Annotated in this window: 1 protein-coding gene and 1 pseudogene; one reads left to right on the top strand and one right to left on the bottom strand. The window is 59.0% G+C overall.

The window, feature by feature from the left end; translation table 11 throughout:
• Positions 1 to 745, bottom strand: a pseudogene (locus tag MRBLMC3_RS23105) (IS5 family transposase); the annotation flags it as partial.
• Here MRBLMC3_RS23105 and MRBLMC3_RS17485 point away from each other — a divergent pair.
• Positions 659 to 852: hypothetical protein (locus tag MRBLMC3_RS17485; protein WP_363830865.1), on the top strand; the 194-nt coding region annotated here is incomplete at its 3' end. The pseudogene MRBLMC3_RS23105 and the gene MRBLMC3_RS17485 overlap by 87 nt on opposite strands.

Genomic DNA, 852 nt, shown 5'->3' with positions numbered 1-852 from the left:
TAGGCGATGTTGACAAAAGATTTCAGCCATAGGCGCACGGCGGCGAGGTTAAGGAAGCTGGCGAAGGAGAGCGCGGTCTTGTCATAGCGGGTGGCGATGCGTCGCTGGTTTTTCATGACCCCGAACATGCGCTCGATGCGGTTGCGGTCTCGATATCGCCGGAAATCGCATGGGGCAGGATCGCGGCGGTTTGCCTTGGGCGGGATGATGGGCAGGATATTGGTCATGAGCAGTTTTGCCCGCAGATCGTCGCCGTCATATCCCTTGTCGGCCAGCAGCGCTTTTGGCTTGGGCGCAGGCATAGCCATCAGGTCGTCAACGGCCTTGTAGTCCGAGACTTCCCCACCCGTGAGGACAAAACCAAGAGGGCGGCCGCGATTGTCACAGCGGGCGTGGACCTTGCTCGTAAAGCCGCCGCGTGATCGACCAAAAGCCTCCTTATGAGTCCCCCTTTAGCGCCCGCTGCCGATACATGGCCGCGAACCGTGGTGCTGTCGATCATGTGCTGCCAGTCGTCAGTCAGTCCCAGATCGACCAGCGTTTGCAATAGCGCGTCCAAGACGCCTTGTTCGGCCCAGCGCCGGAACCGAACATAGACCGAGTTCCACTTTCCATAGCGTTCATGCATGTCCCGCCAAGGGCAGCCTATCCGCAAAACATGCAGCATGCCGTTGAGAAAGAGGCGATTGTCACCCGCTGGCCGTGCCCACCGGCCGCGTTCGGGCGGCAGAAGTCCGCCGATCACCGCCCACTCTTCATCCGACAAATCGCCCCGAAACATCGCTGCCCCAAAAAAGCAGCCTTGAATCAGAACTCAGCCCAAATGAAAACCTCTTTTGTCAACATCGCCTA

Source organism: Sphingobium sp. LMC3-1-1.1, assembly GCF_040676285.1.
Taxonomy (GTDB): domain Bacteria; phylum Pseudomonadota; class Alphaproteobacteria; order Sphingomonadales; family Sphingomonadaceae; genus Sphingobium.
Note: the sequence above shows the minus strand (reverse complement) of the source record. Positions and strands in the feature narration are given on the sequence as shown.